Here is a 16027-nt window from a genome sequence, read left to right as displayed (position 1 = left end):
AACTGATAAGCATCATTGATAAGATTTATCAACAGAATTAACTTTCCCCTAAATTATCAAACACTTGAAGATGTTAGGCGAACAAAACACGCAGGAAGAATTACTGACTGCCTTTCACCGAGATGCACAATGGTGGAAATCGATTATCGGATTTATTGAAACCGATACTCAATTTATCGATCGACTATTGAATTCCAATGCCTTTAAAGAAAACATGCCCAATCTTTTTGAGCGGTTACAACAATTCAAGCATGAAATAGCCACCAAAACACGTGAAACAAGAAACTTCAAGAAAGAGATCGAAAATTATGAAAACAAATTAAAGGGAATTTTGGAATGTGAAGATATTTCTTGTGATACCTATTATTTAGAAAACCATCAGGACCTAAAAGATCGTTTCGAAAAGTTCTATGAGAATTTCAACGATTACAAAACAAGTGTATTCAACTATACGGGAGGTATTCTTAAGGCTGTGCTTATTAAATAGAGAGTAGTCATAACAATGTTATTATGAACAAACGTAAATTTTTAAAGCAGACCGCATTGGTATCCGCAGGGGTTTCCATTGCGCCTTCCGTATTGTTAACGGCTTGCAAATCAAAACCTAAAAAAGAAGAAAACATGAAAACAGCAACAGTTTCTACAAATACTTTTGAACTAACTGAAATTCCGTATGGATATGATGCATTTCCAGAAGTCATCGATGTCAGGACTATGGAAATACACCATACCAAACACCATCAGGGCTACACTGATAAACTTAATGCAGCTTTGAAAGAAGTCAATATTTCAGGAAAGACGATTGAGGAAATCTTAAGTATGGACGACCTTCCTACCGCGATACGTAATAATGGCGGTGGGTTTTTTAACCATTCGTTATATTGGGATATATTAACGCCCGGCGGAAAAATGAGCGAAAGTTTTAAGGCCAAGATTGTAGAAGATTTTGGGTCACAGGAAGCTTTTATGAACCAATTATCCGATGCTGCGGCAAATCGTTTTGGTTCAGGCTGGGCTTGGGTCGTGCAAGTTGATGATAAAAAATTGCATATTTTTTCCACTCCTAATCAAGATAACCCTTTGATGAAAGTAGCCGAGCTGCAAGGCACTCCCATTTTGGGAATCGATGTTTGGGAGCACGCTTATTATCTTAAATATCAGAACAAAAGAGTGGAGTATCTTCAAAATATCCTGAAGATCATTAATTGGGGAAAGGTGGAAGATAGGATGGTCTGAGTTTTTTGTTTCGCCATGTTCCTGCGGAAGTTCAAAAATCTTCCTTTTCAAGACTTCCCCAGCGAACCACTGCGCTGGTTAGCACTCGGGGTCTTTCCCTTCCAGATTTTCGAACCCCCTCGAAACCGCGCGAAAGCACAAGCGGCGGAAAAGCCGCTTGCCCTTTCCTCTCCCCACCCATAAAAAAATTGAAAATTTCCGTATTTCTTTCCATTTTTTCAACGCCATATTAGACCAGATAAACCTCCAATCTGTACCCATATAATCTCATATGGTTCTATATGTTTTTACGACATAAAAAACTGATAATTAGATTATTATAATTAAATTTGATGTGTTATATTTATCCACGAAGGTGGATAGCAAGTGATGTTTCGCGCACCGCGAAACCGCCTACTTCTACGAAGTGAAAATCGATAAAATCGAGATATAAAATGGCAATCAACAAAGGCGGTAGAAAACGTTTGGGGGACAGGAAAAGGATGCATGCCATAACGCTAAGGTTCAACGGTACGGAACTGGAAAAAGTCAAGTCCATATTGCAATCCTACAATCTTGATTTCGGGAAAAGGGGAACGGTCGGCCCTTACCTCAGAAAGCTGATCCTGAATAAAAAAACCACGAAGGAAAAACGAATTCCCGATGGCCTTTCCAACCTCAGTTACCAGATCAATAAGATAGGCACCAACATCAACCAGCTCGTCAAGGTGGCAAATTATAAGAACATGCGAAGCCCGAATTCGAACCTCATAAGGGAAGTGCAAAAGGCCAGCGAACTCATGCTCGAACTGATAGAAACCATAAACGCCAAAAGCCAAGAATGATAGCTAGGATCCTTTATCGGCAAAATGTTCAGGGCGTATTGAACTATGTATCGGGCAAATCCCAAAGTACCATACTCGGCTTTCAAAATACCTATTCCGATAAAGATACCGATATGAAGTTTTTCGGGAGGGTACTCTACCATCTGGGCAATCGCCACGACTCCGAAAAAAGGTATGCGCATATCTCATTGAACCTTCCCCGTGGCGAGCACCTGAACGACACCGACTTTTTCGAACTTTCCAAAAATTATATGAACCATATGGGCTATGGTGAACAGCCCTATGTGGTCATAAGACATCATGATACCAAGCATGAACATGTGCATATCGTCTCGTCCACCATAAAGGAAGACTGCTTGCAGATCAACCTTTCCAATGATATCAGAAGGAGTATTGCTATCCAGAAATACCTTGAAAAAGAGTTCGGACTTTCCCCATCTCCCGATACGAAACAGACCAAGGAACTACCGAAATACGAATTGCCAGAATTCCGCAACCGGGACATCAACGGGGTCAGGTTCTATATACAGGACATCGTGAACATCGCTTTGCAAAAGTACAAGGTGCGCAGTTTTACAGAACTGGCCGGATACCTCAAAGACCACCACATCGAGCTGAGGACTATAGAGCGAAACGGTAGGATAGCAGTTTCCTATGGTGTTGCCATAAAAGATGGCTACAAGTCAAGGTTCATCAACGGCTACACCGTCCATCCCCAATTAAGCGGCCCAAAATTGCAGAAGGTCTTCGAGCAGAACCAAAGCTCGAAACTGTTACCGATGGTCAAAAAACGGCTGGAAAAACAAATACAGACCACTTACGGACTATTCAAGACGATAGACCCCGAACATCTGTCCAACATTCTGCATTCCTATCAAAAACTCGATTGCAAAATTGAATGTGATGAAGAAGACAAGTCCGTTGATTTTACCATTTATGACAAATCGGGATATGTCTTCAGAGCCGAAGAAATAGCTCCTACTATCGGAATCCGCCAAAACCTTCAACTCTTTAAGACCGGACACACCCAGATGAACGGGGAAAGCAAGCAGCTAAAACTGGAACTTCAAAAGTGCATCAAGGAAGCCTATGAAGAGACCTATCAAAATTCGGGAAGAAAACTACTTTTCTCCGAACATATCGATAGGCTAAGTGTAAAACCATTGGTCAAGGAAATAACAAGATCGGAACGTTTTCTATTTCTAAAAAAGTACCTACATATCGATAACAGAAGAATGGGCAATATGCTACAGGAACAATTCGGTATTGCAAAGGACAAGCTTTACATTGCGGAGTCGGTTAAGGAAGAACGGCAATTAATAGGGAAGGCCGAACTTATACGACAGGCAAGCGAGAAACGATTATTCGATACACCGAGACAAAGGGGAATCCTCTTCGAGCTTGTTAGAAGCCTCGGCACCGATTACGGTAGGGGCATGCTCCGATTTTCGAATTCCCGTCGACATCAGGTCAAATTGAACTTGGGCCAAATACCGTTGCCGAAGGAAATCGACTTTTACGCTTCCCCAAGCTTTATCAGGGAAAACGAAAAAATATTGGAAGGACTTCTAAACGACAAAACCGAAAAAGAAATCCGCCCAAGCCCGACGGCAATATTCCTGCCGCTGATGTTCCCGAACGTTTACGCGGCCATGACACAAAAATATAGGCGACGGTTCGAGCAGTTGAGCTTGAAGTCCTACCACAAACATGCAGAACGCACACAGGTATCTTTCGAGAAATCCCCGAAGGACTATATAAAGTTCTTTAATGAAAAAGGATTCAAATTTGAAAAGAAGGAAGGAAAGCTGTTCATCGGTTCTATATATTCCAAGTATCCGGGAAGCGTTCCGATCGCACCAAAAACACAGGCCTATTTCGAATCATCGCCCGACTTGAATACGATTTTGGACGGGCAAACAAAAATCTTGGCGAACATCGAAACATCCGGACGGAACAATCTGAAAAGTCTTTGGGCGGGTCATTTGGTGGACACCGGGCAATACAGGAAGGCGGCCTATCTCTTCGTATTGGATGGGGTAAGACCGAATCTCCCATTACAAATAGTGGAACATTATATGCAGAACGGGTTGAAGGAAGCCCTAGTTACCGTTTCCCAAAAGCAAGTGAACAGGAAACAGGCGCGTCTACTTCGAAAGGGAGTTTACGCCCTTGGCAATATGTTGGGAAGCAACAGTTATATAGAGGAAGAAATGTTTAACGGCTTTAAGGATGAATTGACCGATTACTCAAAATATAAGGGTAGGGGGCTTTGGATGTAAATCTGATAATATTTTCTAGAGTCTATCCTTAGCACCAAAAAGTTCGTTTTATGGGACAAGTAGTTGAAGTGGATAATCTAAATGCTCCCAATTAGCCAGAAAGTATAAGTGTCAAAATCTTGATTGGGAATTTCTTTTTCTCACCAACATTACCCCAACTTCTTTATCTCAATTAAGAGATCGCTAACCGCATGATAATTTCCTATATTGGTAGGCTAATGAAAACTTGGCACATACATATTACTGGAAGAGTGCAAGGGGTAGGGTTTCGGCCTTATGTATACCGATTAGCTGCCAAACAAAAACTAAATGGGATTGTTTACAACGACCTGGATGGTCTTCATATTCAATTTGTGGCCAAAGAAGAAACTGCAATTCCTTTTTATAAGTCTGTACTTAAGGGTGCACCTAGCTTGGCAAAAATTACGGGACATACCATTTTCAAAGTCAAAGACCAAAGTTTTCAAGATTTTCAAATTCTACAAAATCAGGAAGTCAAAACTGCTGCATTGATGCTTCCTCCCGATTTTGCGATGTGCGAAAACTGTAGAACAGAGATTCAATCAAGCGATAACCGTCGGGCACTATACCCTTTCACTACCTGCACCCAATGTGGGCCACGCTTTTCATTGATTAACAATCTGCCATTCGAAAGGGAATTCACCGCAATGAACGAATTCAAAATGTGCACAACTTGTAATGAAGAGTATACAAACCCGGAAAATCACAGATACCATTCCCAAACCAATTCTTGCTCTGATTGTGGTGTCCGATTAAGTCTGGCAAACACTTTGGGGGAAGAATTTGAAAGCAATTCAGACTTGGCTATTAAAAAAGTTGTGGCTTTATGGGAGAAAGGAAAAATTGTTGCGATCAAAGGCATAGGAGGATACCTATTGACCTGTGATGCTACCAGTTCCAACGCGGTAAATACACTCAGAAAAAGGAAACACAGGCCATCAAAGCCATTTGCTTGTATGTACCCCAATGTCGAATTGGTACAACGAGAATTTCAAACACACGTTTCTGAGCTTGAAATGTTATCGGGGGAAGTAGCTCCAATTGTATTATTACGGTTAAAAAAGAAACGAGCCAGCATTGCGGTAAATGAAGTAGTGCCTGGTCTAGACCAAATAGGGGTAATGTTACCTTACACTCCATTATATGAACTCCTATTACAGGCATATGGAAAACCAATAGTTGCAACAAGTGGAAACCTAAGTAATGCTTCTATTGTGTTTGAAGATAGAAAGGTATTTTCCGAACTAGCCGGAATTTGGGATTATGTGCTAACCAATGACCGTGAGATTATAACATCCCAAGATGATAGCGTAGTTCGTTTTAGTCCCTTGAAAAAAACAAATACTTATTCGCAGGTCCCGTGGTTTGGCGCCCAACTATTTCGGACCGGTTTCAAATAAAAAAGCAGCTGTACTATTAGCAATGGGGGCATCTCAAAAAAGTGCTTTCGGTTTGCTTAGCCAAGACTTGTTTTATTTAAGTCAATACCTTGGTGATTTGGCATATTTTGAAAGTGCCGAAAACTATAAAAGAACTATTGCACATTTCATAAATCTGTTGAATTGTCGACCTGAAATCATTTTAGTCGATAAGCATCCTAACTATTTTTCAACCGAATATGGAAAACAGTTAGCCGCTACATATGGTGCAAAACTCGTTTACATACAACATCACTTGGCCCATTTCGCCGGAGTTTTATCAGAACATTCATTGCTGACAAAACCGGAAAAGGTCTTGGGAGTCATATGGGATGGCACTGGTTATGGTACTGATGGGAATAGCTGGGGCGGTGAGTTTTTAAAGTTTGAAAATGCAGCGTTCAGTAGACTTGCACACCTTTCATACGCGCCTTCCATCTTAGGTGATAAAATGGCCCTTGAACCCCGTATTTCGGCACTAGCACATTCTTGGCAGAATTCCGATGCCCTAGGTATGCTTAAAGACAAGTTTAATGCCCAAGAATGGGAATTGTATCAAAAACTATTAAATACTGACCCACCTTTAAAAACATCGAGTATGGGTCGTTTATTCGATGCTATTGCCTGCCTGTTGGGTGTTATGGATACACAAACCTATGAGGGAGAAGCGGCCCTTCAACTTGAAACACTAGCTCAAACCTACGTTAATAAAAATGAAGATATTACAGATTCGAATTATATTTCTCAAATATCGTATCTTGAAGAAATATCAACCACAACTATTCTAGAAGGAGTGGTTTGCGATTTGCACAAAGGAATTGACAAAAATAAAATTGCATTTAAGTTCCATTATTCTTTAGTGAAGATGGTTGAGGCAGTTGCTTTTGCAAACAACATGGAAAAAATAGCCTTTAGTGGCGGTGTTTTTCAGAACGGACTATTGGTAGATTTGATGATGATTCACCTAAAGGCTAATTTTCAACTCTATTTTCATCAAGAAGTATCGTCCAATGACGAAAACATCGCTTTGGGCCAATTAGCATATTATCAAACTATTGAAGGATGAAATTTCTAAGCGAATACCGTGATGCCGATTTGGCAAAAAAATATTTAGATGGAATACATGCCACCGTTACACAACCATGGAATATCATGGAAGTATGTGGTGGACAGACCCATAGTCTGGTTAAAAACGGAATTATGGATTTGTTGCCCAAAGAAGTCCAAATGATTCACGGACCGGGATGTCCGGTTTGTGTTACTCCGCTGCATTTAATTGACAAGGCCATCCATCTAGCCGAGGAAGAACACGTTATTCTTTGTTCTTTTGGAGATATGTTACGAGTACCCGGATCAGAAAAGAGTTTGTTACAGGCGAAAGCCGCAGGTGCAGACATTCGCATTTTATACTCTCCTTTGGAAGCCGTTCAAATTGCAAGTGATAATCCCAGCAAAGAAGTGGTCTTTTTTGCAGTTGGTTTTGAGACCACGGCACCTGCGAATGCACTTTCAATTGACAAGGCGCATGATATGGGTCTTACCAACTTTTCCATTTTAGCTTCTCAGGTACTGGTGCCACCAGCCATGGAAGCGGTAATTGAAGACGAAGAAAGTAAGATAGATGCGTTTTTAGCTGCAGGTCATGTATGTACAATTATGGGTATGGATGACTACTATCCTTTAGTGACCAAATATAAAATTCCGATGGTAGTCACGGGTTTTGAACCCGTAGACCTTTTACAGGGCGTACTACTTACCGTTCAACAATTGGAAAAAGGAGAAGCAGTTCTTCAAAATCAATATAGTCGTGTTGTTAAACCCAAAGGCAATCTCAAAGCACAGGAACTCATTCATAAAATTTTTAAGGTTTCCGATAGGGAGTGGCGGGGTATTGGAAATATTCCTAAGAGTGGTTTCGAATTAAGACCTGAATATGCATCTTTCGATGCCAATTTAAAGTTCAATATTCATATCGAAAAAGTTGAAGAACCCAAAGAATGTATTGCAGGTTTGGTTTTAAAAGGAATTAAAAAACCTATGCAGTGCTCACAGTTCGGCAAAAAATGTACTCCTCAAAATCCGATGGGAGCTCCTATGGTCAGTTCAGAAGGAGCCTGTGCCGCATATTATCACTTCAGTGGAGCGGCAGAAACCCTTGCCTAATATTATCCGATACAATTCATGTCAGAAAAAAACTTGAAAATGAAACTGCAATGTCCGATGCCTGAATTGGACTTCGATATAATAACTCTTGGTCATGGTAGTGGTGGTCTTTTAACTAATAAATTACTTGATTCTGGCGTTTTTCATCTTTTCGACAACGAACATTTACGACAGCGCCATGATGGGGCTGTATTACAATTAAAAGGTAAAACAGCGTTTACTACAGATAGTTTTGTCATCTCTCCTATTTTTTTCCCTGATAGTAATATTGGCGAGTTAGCAGTGAACGGCACTGTGAATGATTTGGCCATGTGCGGGGCCATCCCTAAATACCTTTCTTTAAGTTTTATCCTGGAAGAAGGTTTAAAAATGACCGAGTTCTGGGATATACTGGTGGCTATTAAATCGGCTGCGGAGCAAGCTGGTGTACAAATAGTGACCGGAGATACCAAGGTGGTTGAAAAAGGAAAAGGTGATAAAATATTCATAAACACTAGTGGCGTTGGGCAAATACATGCACGCGCTCAAATTTCAACCCAAAATGTAAAACCTGGCGATAAAATTATTGTAAGTGATTCAATCGCTACCCATGGGGTGGCCATCATGTCGGTACGCGAGGGCTTAGAATTTGAAACCGCTGTAAAAAGTGATACCAGAGGTTTAAATTATATAGTTGCCGAACTACTCGATGAATTCGGAGAAGATATCCATTTACTAAAAGACCCGACCCGAGGTGGTGTGGCAACAGTATTAAATGAAATTGCAAGGGATAGAAATCTAGGCGTAGAAATCTTGCAAAAAAAGCTCCCGTTACAAAATGAAGTAAGTGCGCTCTGTGAAATCCTTGGTTTGGATCCACTTTATGTAGCCAATGAGGGAATCTTCATTGCGGTGGTCACTGATAAAATCTCCGAAGAGGTTGTCAAAAAGCTTCAATCTATGGAATTTGGAAAACATGCTGCCATCATAGGGGAAGTGACAGAAACCCATCCAAAACAAGTAGTTCTCACAAGTTCTATAGGCGGTAAACGCATTGTAAATATGTTAGTTGGGGAGCAGCTGCCTCGTATCTGTTAAATCCCGTATTAGTTTTTTTCCTATTTTGTTCTGCCTAACTAACACGAAAACACATGAAAAACTACTTTATTACCCTCATTTTTGTATTTGTACACACTTTATTTTATGGGCAAGAACAAGCTCAGGATACGATACAAATAGACCCCGTTGAAGTCACTGCAACAAGGTCTTCCTCTCCCCTTAAGAATCTACCCGTCAATGTGGCCCTAATCGAACAACGCGCAATCCTTGAAAACCAACCGCCTTCGGCAACGGAAATTTTGAAATACGTACCCGGCGTAGTAATTCAGAATGATGGTGGCATTACCAGCACACCGATAATTAGAGGGTTATCGAGAGAAAGAGCGCCTATATTGATTGACGGCAATTCCTTTGTAGGTGGTCGTATAAGAAGTTACGCCTTGATAGATCCTTGGCAAGTCGAACGTGTTGAAGTAATCAAGGGTCCGGCCTCAGCCTTTTGGGGGAGTGATGCTGTAAGCGGACTTGTTAATGTGATTACCCGAAAGGCGGAAAATGGCTATGGTAAAGACTTTCAAGTAGGTGCAAGTTTATATGGCGGTTACCAATCTGTGAATTCCTATTCGCGCGGCAGGCTCGAGGTCGAGGGCCGTGGTAAGGGCTTTGATTTTTTAATTGGTGGCGGTCTGCGCGATGCGGATAATACAGATACACCCGGAGGTGAGGTACCTAACAGTCAATTCAAATCAAACTACTTCGATTGGAACATTGGATATTCTCCAGCGGAAAAGCATCGATTTGAATTTAGTGGTAAATTTTTTAAAAATGACGATGTCGGTTTTCCCGGAGGGCTTGGGGCACCCGGACCACCGGTACTTGTACGACTATTTTCACCCGATGAACAGACGGATTATAATTTTAACTATAGCGGAAAAGAGTTTTCAGGGATTATCGAAGAAGTTGGATTTAGCGCCTACTTCAAACAGCAACGTTTACATATAGAACAGGTGACGAATGTGTTTTTTCCAGAGACCATGAACATTAATCGAAGAATTGATGCCAATTTGGATGTAGATGTCGATTTTGGTGGCTTTAAAGCCTTTACCGCACTTCGTTTAGCGGAAAACTCCAAGTTGACTATCGGCGCAGATTACCTGAGGGAGCATCGTTTTGGAACTAAAAGGGAATTGGTAGTGGATATTTTTAATCCAATGGGGGTACAGGTAAATCAAGTAGCTCCGCCACCGGGTCAAATTCAACCCGATAGTTATGCTACCTCCATTGGAGTTTTTGCCGTAGAAGAATGGAAGGTCAGTGATGCATTTGATTTGTTAATCGCCTTGCGGTATGACAATGTAAAGAACGAAATTGAACGTGAGCCGTTTTTTATTCCTGAGATAGCAGACTTATATAATGACGATAACATTTCGGATAATAATAGTGCTCTCACAGGAAACATTGGTGCCAAAATCCATGCCTCTGAAAAATCAGATTTCTCTATCAATTTAGCGAATTCCTTTAGAGGCCCTGACTTATTTTCTAAGTACAATTTTGCCGACGGCGTAATACCTAATCCTGATCTTGGACCAGAAAAAGGAGTGTTTTACGAATTGGGTTATGCGTTCGATAGTGACAAGTTCGACCTTAATCTAAATTTTTACCAAAACTTCGTAAACGATCTGTACGTGCCGGTAAGCGTCGATTTCCAGGGTACGCCTAATATCCAAAATCAAGCTGTGGGAGAAGCACGGTTAACCGGCTTTGAGTATCAATTGAGCTACTCCATCGGGAAATTGTCCAATATCTTCTGGAGTGGATCCTACATCAGAGGTAAAAATGAGATTACAGATGATGATTTGGCTTTTATGCCAGCCGACCAAAATATAATAGGTTTTCAAATTCGAAATTATAGCGATACCTTTTTCGGACGTGTGGAGAGTATTATTACCTCCAAACAGTCTCGGCCTGCTCCGACTGAAAGAGAGACAGATGCCTATTCTTTATTTAATATAAGCGCAGGGGTTAATCTACATAAGGCCTTCCCGAAATTTCCGTATTCAAAGTTTGTGCTATCTGTGGACAACTTGACCGACAAAGAATATCAAAGTCATGTATTCAGAGGTACGCCGGGAAATCAAACGCGCTTTTTTGCGCCTGGTCGCAGTATTAACGCGCAGCTAATAGTTCGACTGGGAGTTGCCGGAAAGCATTAGACAAATTCAATGAGCGGTACGAAGCAAAAAATATTAAACGCTGCTATCAAACTCTTTAATGAAAAGGGATTGGTCAATATTCGCCTGCAACAAATCGCCGACGAATCGGGTATTAGCGTGGGAAATCTTGCGTACCATTATTACAGCAAAAAAGCTATAATTCAAGCTATAGACGCAGAATTGGGAAATGAACTGGAGTTGTTATTATCCGTTGACCAAAATTTTCCATCCCTCATTGACTTTGACAATCATTTGGGACGCTATTTTTTTGTGCTCAATCAGTATTCCTTTTATTTCTTGGATCTCCTTGAAATGGAAAGGGCCTACCCAAAAATGCACGCAAAACGTGTGACATATTTGGAGAAAATGATTGTACAAATAGAAGAATGGTTGCGGTTGAATTCGGAAAAAGGCATCATAAAACCTGAACAATTAGATAGGCAATACCTACATACTGCAGAATCAATTTGGATGATTATTACATTTTGGCTTACGCAACGTCAGGTGCGTGGTAAAAGTGAAATTGGTGAGGGGCATTTTAAAGAATTTATTTGGAATCAATTGGTTCCTTTGCTTACCGAAGCCGGGTGGATGGAATTTGAAGCTGTGATACTGCCTCAATTAAAATTTTATTTGGATGAATCTATCTCGCTTGATTTCCGTAAATTAACCTGATATTAAATCCATATTCATGTGTTTGGCTGTACCCGGAAAAATTATAGGTTTTGAGGATAAAATAGAAAGTGTTTTCAGAATAGGCAAAGTATCCTTCGATGGTATTGTAAAAAAAATCAATCTAGGCCTCGTTCCAGAGGCCGTGGAAGGCGACTATGTGCTGGTTCATGTTGGTGTAGCCATGAGTGTAGTGGATGAGGCAGAAGCAAAACGTACTATGGATTTTCTACTGGGAACCGATGAACTTGATGATATACGGCCAGACGACCAATAATAGTACCAAACTCAAATTGTAATGAAGATAGCAATAGCAGGTAAAGGTGGAGTGGGTAAAACCACTATTAGTGGAACGCTTTGCCGTATTTTCGGAGCCAAAGGTGATACTGTACTTGCTATCGATGGCGACCCCAACCCCAACCTCTCTATTGTTCTGGGTATTGACAAATCTGATGTGGGACCGCCTAATTTAAGCACCGATATTATTGAAAGAGTGGAGACCGAAGATGGGAAATGGAAATTTCAGGTCAAAATGCCCTTTCAAGAAGTTTTGGATACGTATGGGCAAAAGGTGACAGATAATGTGACCTTGCTAAAGGTAGGGAAACCTGAAAAGGCTGGAACTGGATGTATGTGTGGTTCACATACCGTTGTTCGCGAATTGGTAAATGCGGCCTTAACCTCTGAACAAGGCCAAATTATGGTTTTGGATACAGAGGCATCGCTAGAACATATGAAACGGGGAACCTCTAAATATGTTGATAAAATATATACGGTGGTCGAACCCTATTACAGATCCTTAGAGGCGGCATCGCGATTTGCTGAAATGGCGGAACAATTGGGTATTGGTCAAGTTGAGGCCATTGCCAATAAGGTACGCACGAAAGAAGATGAAATGGCCATACGCGAGTACTGCGCTAAAATCAACCTTCCGATTGCGGCATTCGTTCCGTTTGACGAACAGGTCATGGCTGCAGACCTGAAAGGGATGTCCGTTATCGATTTTGACCCTGAGGCCAAAGTAGTAAAAGCCTTAGAAAAATTATGCGATTCTATTCTAGCCGGGTAGCTAAACCTAGTCTATCGATTTGCAGCAATTGACGAAGAATTTCTTCTATTGAAAAATCCGTCAGGTAATTCGCTGTCCAAGTTCACGTCTGAATACACATATTCGTCCATGACCTTGCCATTGGGCCAATACCTTGTCCATCGATGGCTAAAAGTTATGCCATCAACGTTTTTGTGATCTGTCCAATAAATTTCTTCGGGGCGGGTTTCCCCTTTATCAGACTTGTTATAATATTCAACTTTGTGAATCAATTTATCCTGAGGGTCTACATAAAACCGCCAGCTATCCTTTCCCACTTTGGGGTCATAAGAAATATCAAGCAAAGTCGGTTCTTTACCAGAACCTCCCAGCAAATTCAACTCCGCAATATTGAATCCCGTTGATGCCAAACTCGCATTCACTCCCCTATCTTTTAGTTTAAACGGCATTGAAAACCGAAAGAATGCCATCGAAGAAGCACATTGAGGGTCACAAAATTTAGAATCGCACATCATTCCTTCATCCTTGGCTGCAACCATTGGGTCTACCGTTTGATTGTCTTTGGTTGCCCAAAATCCTTCGTCATCCTTTCCAACCACCACTTCACTATTATCATTTCCAACAGACTTAACCTGCAACTTTAGGCCTTCCTTTCCTCTTTTGAAATAAAAAGTCTCTTCGGTAGACTTTAATAATTCACCAGTATCATCGTACAAATTATGGGTACGTGTAAACTGCCCATGTTCAATGCTATTCCAGGTATCAAGACCACCGGCTGCATCAACGATATCATCAACAAATTCAGCACCCGTGGGCTCCCTTAAAAAATTTTCCCATGCATATGATCCACCAGCAATTAAAGCAAGTAAAAGTGCTCCTGCAGATACTAATTGTATGCGTTTTATGGTAATGGGTTTTACCAAGTCTTTTACATGCATGTTAAACCACCAAGGGATTTTTTCCTCGGATTGTTTCTGAACCTTTTTGGGGCTTTGATTTGGCTTAATGTCCTGATTCATAATATGCTATTTGTCTTATAAAGTTACAAAAATCCTACTTAAAAAGAAATAATTTTATATACCTGTCACAATTCAAAATTTGCCAGTTTTTTAGTGCTCAGCCAGCTTTGCAACTGGCCGATCGCTCGAGGTATCGCATTTTCAACCACAGTGGTCATTCCGATAGCAAAGTCATTGTGTTCTGCAGCCTCACAACCCAAGATATATACTTCATTGGGCAAGACTTTCAATGCCTTGGCCAACATCAAGGCTCTGATAGGGTTGGTATAGTGCATGTCGGCAAGAAACGTTCTTTTTCAAAAACGGGCATTTCCTCAATATCGGACACTTTTTCCATTTCCCGAAAATAAATATGGCCTGCCTCTTCGCCCCACGCCACGGCATCTACTAATACCAAAATATCATACTCTGCGTGTAACTCTTGTACTAAATGAATACCTCCGATACCCACTTCCATTACCATAATATGGCCTAAATGAGAAACAACATCCCGAAATTTTTTGGCGAATTCAATACCGAAGGCATCATCCTGCTTTAATTCATTACCAACTCCGGCAATTAGGATTTTTTTCAGCACAGTAGCCCAATAGTTTAGTTGTTTACTTTAAACAATTCTTCCGGCAATTCTACATCAAATTGAATATCGGAATTGCTATATATAGTTTTAAGGTAGGTAGTTTCCATGTTTTCATTCGAACCATAACTTTTTCTTTCCTTGGTAACAGCTATGCCATCAACCTCTACAAAGGTTTCATAATCGGTATAGGAGAATCCCTTACCATGGTCTAAAAAATTAGCCTCAAATTGATAGTTATCCATGTTTAAAAAATAATGCCAGGTATGCATTCCTCCTGAACTTCCAGCACCCTTTTCATAAGTAACTTTAAGCTTATGTACTTTTCTATTATTGGATAGGGTATCAATACCTTCATAGTTTAGTATGGTTCCGGGGGCCTTTAATTTAAATGGCATACTTACCATATACTGAGAACCGAATGAAGAATTCCAAGCGGTATTTACAGAGGCTTCGTCATCCTGAATTTTTCCGTTGACCAATTTCCAGGCTTGCCCTCCGTTATTGATTATTTCGTGTTTGATTCCATCTTGCTCCCAACTGATATTTGCCTTGAAGGAAGGTTTTAACCGATACTTATGCGCTTGTGCTACGGTTCGAAGTAAAGTACCTGTGGAATCATAACTTTGAATGTTTTTTGTATAGGACAAGGTTTTTTTAGCGGCCCAATTGCTCATGCCTCCGGAGTGATTTATGGCTTCATCTACCAATTTCTCCGCCTCGCTCAAGTCTTGATTGGCAGCCTCAATTTGTACTGCTGTACTATCCTTTTTAGAATCATCTTTGCATCCCATACCCAGCAAAACAGTCAGCAAAATAAGCAGAAAACTAGGTCTTTTTTTGAATATTAGGGAGGTTGGTGCTTTCAAAATCATAAAGCTCTAAAAGTGTATTTATTGTATAGTCTTGTTTTAGGGTATCTTTTAAATCAGGGTAGCTACTTTCAATAGCTTGAAGCATTCTTGAAAGAGGCTCGCGATGCATTAAGTCATAATACTTGAGTATTTCCGAAATAAATTCCTTTGTTTGCTCATCTTCAATAGTCGCTGATTGTTTGACCAATTCTTGCATATACTGCATGATTTCCTTGAACTCTACATTGTTAAAAAGTATAGGTTTCATATTAGTGGGAGCCGCTAGCACAGTTATGAACACAGTTTTCAAGCTTTACCCCGTCAGAACCGTAACAAAATTCGCAATCAGGACCGCATTCTCCATGCCCAGCTTTTTGCATACCTTGAAATGCCTCGGCAAACTGCCGACCTCCTTCTTTTTTGCCAGATTCAGATAATTTGTAATAGATGACACCTTCTTTCTTATCACCGACAAGCAAACCTGCATCAGTTATTTTTTGAAGATGATATTCTAAATTTTGATAAGAAGTATTTAAAAAGGGAAGCATTTGAGGCAGACTTACCTCTGACCCCATACCTTCACCGTGCATCCAGTATAATACCTGCAGAATCTCATCCTTCCAAAAAAGGGAACGTAATGGGCTGTCTTCTATTTTATCATTCAT

The 16027-nt window shown here is 40.6% G+C and carries 19 protein-coding genes; 12 read left to right on the top strand and 7 right to left on the bottom strand.

From position 1 onward, the window contains the following. Positions 1-70 precede the first annotated feature (70 nt). Together N8A86_RS04965 and N8A86_RS04960 are read left to right on the top strand one after the other, a co-directional pair. Positions 71-487, top strand: coding sequence for a hypothetical protein (locus tag N8A86_RS04965; RefSeq protein ID WP_273568054.1), 417 nt, complete (start codon positions 71-73; stop codon positions 485-487). A 134-nt stretch (positions 488-621) separates the two neighbouring features. Further along, on the top strand, positions 622-1236 hold the full coding sequence (locus N8A86_RS04960) for a superoxide dismutase (protein WP_273569025.1): 615 nt from the start codon (positions 622-624) through the stop codon (positions 1234-1236). A gap of 31 nt (positions 1237-1267) precedes the next feature. Here N8A86_RS04960 and N8A86_RS04955 read toward each other — a convergent pair whose 3' ends face one another. Further along, the gene (locus N8A86_RS04955; protein WP_273568053.1) at positions 1268-1450 is read right to left on the bottom strand and encodes a hypothetical protein; all 183 of its coding nucleotides are present in this window, start codon (positions 1448-1450) and stop codon (positions 1268-1270) included. 220 nt (positions 1451-1670) lie between these two features. Here N8A86_RS04955 and N8A86_RS04950 point away from each other — a divergent pair, with 220 nt between their 5' ends. The 10 genes from N8A86_RS04950 (at position 1671) to N8A86_RS04905 (ending at position 12936) form a co-directional block, all read left to right on the top strand. Next, entirely contained in the window at positions 1671-2060 is a 390-nt protein-coding gene (locus N8A86_RS04950; protein ID WP_273568052.1) for a plasmid mobilization relaxosome protein MobC, read from the top strand. Then, on the top strand, positions 2057-4342 hold the full coding sequence (locus N8A86_RS04945; RefSeq protein ID WP_273568051.1) for a relaxase/mobilization nuclease domain-containing protein: 2286 nt from the start codon (positions 2057-2059) through the stop codon (positions 4340-4342). The genes N8A86_RS04950 and N8A86_RS04945 overlap by 4 nt, the downstream gene beginning before the upstream one ends. Before the next feature lie 218 nt (positions 4343-4560). Beyond that, the gene (locus tag N8A86_RS04940) at positions 4561-5763 is read left to right on the top strand and encodes a Sua5/YciO/YrdC/YwlC family protein (RefSeq protein ID WP_273568050.1); all 1203 of its coding nucleotides are present in this window, start codon (positions 4561-4563) and stop codon (positions 5761-5763) included. Then, positions 5729-6847, top strand: coding sequence for a Kae1-like domain-containing protein (locus tag N8A86_RS04935; RefSeq protein WP_273568049.1), 1119 nt, complete (start codon positions 5729-5731; stop codon positions 6845-6847). Before N8A86_RS04940 ends, N8A86_RS04935 begins: the two co-directional genes overlap by 35 nt. Beyond that, positions 6844-7944 (top strand): hydrogenase formation protein HypD, encoded by a 1101-nt coding sequence (gene hypD, locus N8A86_RS04930; protein WP_273568048.1) that lies wholly within the window; start codon positions 6844-6846, stop codon positions 7942-7944. Before N8A86_RS04935 ends, hypD begins: the two co-directional genes overlap by 4 nt. An 18-nt stretch (positions 7945-7962) precedes the next feature. Then, the gene (gene hypE, locus N8A86_RS04925; protein ID WP_273568047.1) at positions 7963-9021 is read left to right on the top strand and encodes a hydrogenase expression/formation protein HypE; all 1059 of its coding nucleotides are present in this window, start codon (positions 7963-7965) and stop codon (positions 9019-9021) included. Positions 9022-9074: 53 nt separating this feature from the next. Then, complete coding sequence (locus tag N8A86_RS04920) at positions 9075-11195, top strand: TonB-dependent receptor plug domain-containing protein (protein ID WP_273568046.1); 2121 nt, start codon at positions 9075-9077, stop codon at positions 11193-11195. A 9-nt stretch (positions 11196-11204) separates the two neighbouring features. Continuing rightward, positions 11205-11870: a TetR/AcrR family transcriptional regulator gene (locus N8A86_RS04915; RefSeq protein WP_273568045.1), complete on the top strand. Its 666-nt coding sequence runs from the start codon at positions 11205-11207 to the stop codon at positions 11868-11870. 16 nt (positions 11871-11886) lie between these two features. Further along, positions 11887-12144 (top strand): HypC/HybG/HupF family hydrogenase formation chaperone, encoded by a 258-nt coding sequence (locus N8A86_RS04910; protein ID WP_273568044.1) that lies wholly within the window; start codon positions 11887-11889, stop codon positions 12142-12144. A 21-nt stretch (positions 12145-12165) separates the two neighbouring features. Next, positions 12166-12936 carry an ATP-binding protein gene (locus N8A86_RS04905; RefSeq protein WP_273568043.1) on the top strand — a complete coding sequence of 257 codons (771 nt, stop codon included), beginning with the start codon at positions 12166-12168 and terminating at the stop codon, positions 12934-12936. Between the two features lie 11 nt (positions 12937-12947). On the opposite strand, the gene N8A86_RS04900 is transcribed toward N8A86_RS04905, so the two are convergent. The 6 genes from N8A86_RS04900 to N8A86_RS04875 all read right to left on the bottom strand — a co-directional run bounded on the left by N8A86_RS04900 (position 12948) and on the right by N8A86_RS04875 (position 16027). Continuing rightward, positions 12948-13934 carry a DUF6503 family protein gene (locus N8A86_RS04900; RefSeq protein ID WP_273568042.1) on the bottom strand — a complete coding sequence of 329 codons (987 nt, stop codon included), beginning with the start codon at positions 13932-13934 and terminating at the stop codon, positions 12948-12950. Between the two features lie 65 nt (positions 13935-13999). After that, positions 14000-14209 (bottom strand): hypothetical protein, encoded by a 210-nt coding sequence (locus N8A86_RS04895; protein WP_273568041.1) that lies wholly within the window; start codon positions 14207-14209, stop codon positions 14000-14002. Next, complete coding sequence (locus tag N8A86_RS04890) at positions 14179-14511, bottom strand: hydrogenase maturation protease (protein WP_273568040.1); 333 nt, start codon at positions 14509-14511, stop codon at positions 14179-14181. Before N8A86_RS04890 ends, N8A86_RS04895 begins: the two co-directional genes overlap by 31 nt. Positions 14512-14525: 14 nt before the next feature. After that, entirely contained in the window at positions 14526-15302 is a 777-nt protein-coding gene (locus N8A86_RS04885; protein ID WP_273568039.1) for a DUF6503 family protein, read from the bottom strand. 34 nt (positions 15303-15336) lie between these two features. Continuing rightward, positions 15337-15630, bottom strand: coding sequence for a hypothetical protein (locus N8A86_RS04880; protein WP_273568038.1), 294 nt, complete (start codon positions 15628-15630; stop codon positions 15337-15339). Position 15631: 1 nt separating this feature from the next. Then, positions 15632-16027 (bottom strand): helix-turn-helix domain-containing protein, encoded by a 396-nt coding sequence (locus tag N8A86_RS04875; RefSeq protein ID WP_273568037.1) that lies wholly within the window; start codon positions 16025-16027, stop codon positions 15632-15634.

It is taken from the genome of Maribacter halichondriae, from assembly GCF_027474825.1.
GTDB classification, from domain to species: domain Bacteria; phylum Bacteroidota; class Bacteroidia; order Flavobacteriales; family Flavobacteriaceae; genus Meishania; species Meishania halichondriae.
Note: the sequence above shows the minus strand (reverse complement) of the source record. Positions and strands in the feature narration are given on the sequence as shown.

Bases quoted from the DNA above. Each gene is read 5' to 3' on its own strand.
- N8A86_RS04965 (WP_273568054.1), top strand. From the start codon at position 71: ATGTTAGGCGAACAAAACACGCAGGAAGAATTACTGACTGCCTTTCAC.
- N8A86_RS04960 (WP_273569025.1), top strand. From the start codon at position 622: ATGAAAACAGCAACAGTTTCTACAAATACTTTTGAACTAACTGAAATT.
- N8A86_RS04955 (WP_273568053.1), bottom strand. From the start codon at position 1,450: ATGGAAAGAAATACGGAAATTTTCAATTTTTTTATGGGTGGGGAGAGG.
- N8A86_RS04950 (WP_273568052.1), top strand. From the start codon at position 1,671: ATGGCAATCAACAAAGGCGGTAGAAAACGTTTGGGGGACAGGAAAAGG.
- N8A86_RS04945 (WP_273568051.1), top strand. From the start codon at position 2,057: ATGATAGCTAGGATCCTTTATCGGCAAAATGTTCAGGGCGTATTGAAC.
- N8A86_RS04940 (WP_273568050.1), top strand. From the start codon at position 4,561: ATGAAAACTTGGCACATACATATTACTGGAAGAGTGCAAGGGGTAGGG.
- hypD (WP_273568048.1), top strand. From the start codon at position 6,844: ATGAAATTTCTAAGCGAATACCGTGATGCCGATTTGGCAAAAAAATAT.
- hypE (WP_273568047.1), top strand. From the start codon at position 7,963: ATGTCAGAAAAAAACTTGAAAATGAAACTGCAATGTCCGATGCCTGAA.
- N8A86_RS04920 (WP_273568046.1), top strand. From the start codon at position 9,075: ATGAAAAACTACTTTATTACCCTCATTTTTGTATTTGTACACACTTTA.
- N8A86_RS04915 (WP_273568045.1), top strand. From the start codon at position 11,205: ATGAGCGGTACGAAGCAAAAAATATTAAACGCTGCTATCAAACTCTTT.
- N8A86_RS04910 (WP_273568044.1), top strand. From the start codon at position 11,887: ATGTGTTTGGCTGTACCCGGAAAAATTATAGGTTTTGAGGATAAAATA.
- N8A86_RS04905 (WP_273568043.1), top strand. From the start codon at position 12,166: ATGAAGATAGCAATAGCAGGTAAAGGTGGAGTGGGTAAAACCACTATT.
- N8A86_RS04900 (WP_273568042.1), bottom strand. From the start codon at position 13,934: ATGAATCAGGACATTAAGCCAAATCAAAGCCCCAAAAAGGTTCAGAAA.
- N8A86_RS04895 (WP_273568041.1), bottom strand. From the start codon at position 14,209: ATGCACTATACCAACCCTATCAGAGCCTTGATGTTGGCCAAGGCATTG.
- N8A86_RS04885 (WP_273568039.1), bottom strand. From the start codon at position 15,302: ATGGGATGCAAAGATGATTCTAAAAAGGATAGTACAGCAGTACAAATT.
- N8A86_RS04880 (WP_273568038.1), bottom strand. From the start codon at position 15,630: ATGAAACCTATACTTTTTAACAATGTAGAGTTCAAGGAAATCATGCAG.
- N8A86_RS04875 (WP_273568037.1), bottom strand. From the start codon at position 16,027: ATGAATGATAAAATAGAAGACAGCCCATTACGTTCCCTTTTTTGGAAG.